This window comes from Ruminococcus sp. CAG:379 (genome assembly GCF_000434255.1).
GTDB lineage: Bacteria > Bacillota > Clostridia > Oscillospirales > Ruminococcaceae > Ruminococcus_F > Ruminococcus_F champanellensis.
In genome coordinates this window covers 1-1,087 of record NZ_FR894810.1, presented here as the reverse complement: position 1 = coordinate 1,087, position 1,087 = coordinate 1, and the positions used below count along the sequence as shown (strand labels likewise).

Annotated in this window: 2 protein-coding genes; one reads left to right on the top strand and one right to left on the bottom strand. The window is 46.3% G+C overall.

What is annotated here, in order from left to right; all coding sequences use genetic code 11:
* Window positions 1-5: 5 nt before the first annotated feature.
* The gene (locus tag QVO51_RS00905; protein WP_022356849.1) at window positions 6-761 is read right to left on the bottom strand and encodes a site-specific integrase; all 756 of its coding nucleotides are present in this window, start codon (window positions 759-761) and stop codon (window positions 6-8) included.
* A gap of 210 nt (window positions 762-971) precedes the next feature.
* Between QVO51_RS00905 and QVO51_RS10815 the strand changes: the two genes are divergently transcribed.
* The gene (locus QVO51_RS10815) at window positions 972-1,040 is read left to right on the top strand and encodes a GGGtGRT protein (protein ID WP_227945356.1); all 69 of its coding nucleotides are present in this window, start codon (window positions 972-974) and stop codon (window positions 1,038-1,040) included.
* The last annotated feature ends 47 nt before the right edge of the window (window positions 1,041-1,087 follow it).

Sequence of the window (1,087 nt, the reverse complement as noted above, 5' to 3'; positions counted from 1 at the left end):
CTATTTTACCGGGAAGGGGGCAGATACCAGAACTTCTTCTCTAAATCCCATTGAAGCTGTTTATTGATCGTGACCGTCCTGTCAGCGAAGTTCACATTATCCCATGTGATCGCAAAGGCTTCACCGAGACGCATACCGCAGTGATAAGCAAACATCAACGGAAGGTAGGTAGAACTGCCTTTCGGAAAACGCTTGAATATCTCGTCGATAATGTCCTTTTCGATGACCTCACGCTTATACTGCGACGAACGGTAGTTGGTGCGTGAGCCTTTTGGGATCTTCACATACGCCATAGGCGAGGTTTTCAGATAGTGAAGCGGCTGTACCGCATAGTTCAGGCTGTTTGACAGCACGCCCTTGATGCCTATGACCGTATTCTTGCTGTATCCGTTAGCCACCATATCGTTTATCAGCTTTTGGAGCTGTTCCGCTGTGATCGAAGCAAGACGGTACTTGCCGATCTTCGGAGATATGTGAAGACTGATATACTTTTTATAGTTTGCAACAGTCGTTGGTTTCAGATTCGGGATACAGTACATCTCGATCCAGTAGTTGAGGTAGTCGTGCATGGAAAGTTCGGAAGGCGTGTTCACTGTGCCTGCGGTCTGGTATTCGTGCATAGCCTTGACACCCTCGCTGACCGCTTCAGCCTTTGTGTTGAAACCGCCCTTGCTGATACGCTTTCTCTTGCCGTCCATCTTCGCTATCTCAAAGTAGTATTCCCATTTCTTTCCACGCTTGCGAGCATTAATATCTGCCATAAGATCACCCTCATATATTATAGCGCGCCACCCCCGAAAAAGTCAAGCATTTTTGTCACCCATTTGTCACCCAAAAATGAATTTTTGTGAGTAAAACGCCGTCGAAATAAATTTTGAAAAGTTTTCGGCAATGCGTTATAACGACGTAGTTACGGGCTTTTCTCGTCATTACAAGTCATTCGTGGTAACGGCAGATTTTTTTGATTTTGCATGGGTAACAACCCGATGGTTGGCGCTACCGTTGCTTGCGCAGTTGCTGTAGAAGAGGCAATGAAGTAAGATCGTTTTGACGATACGCAAAACAGCCGATGCTTTTGCATCGGCTG

Coding starts and splice junctions, on each gene's coding strand:
- QVO51_RS00905 (WP_022356849.1), bottom strand. CDS start 761: ATGGCAGATATTAATGCTCGCAAGCGTGGAAAGAAATGGGAATACTAC.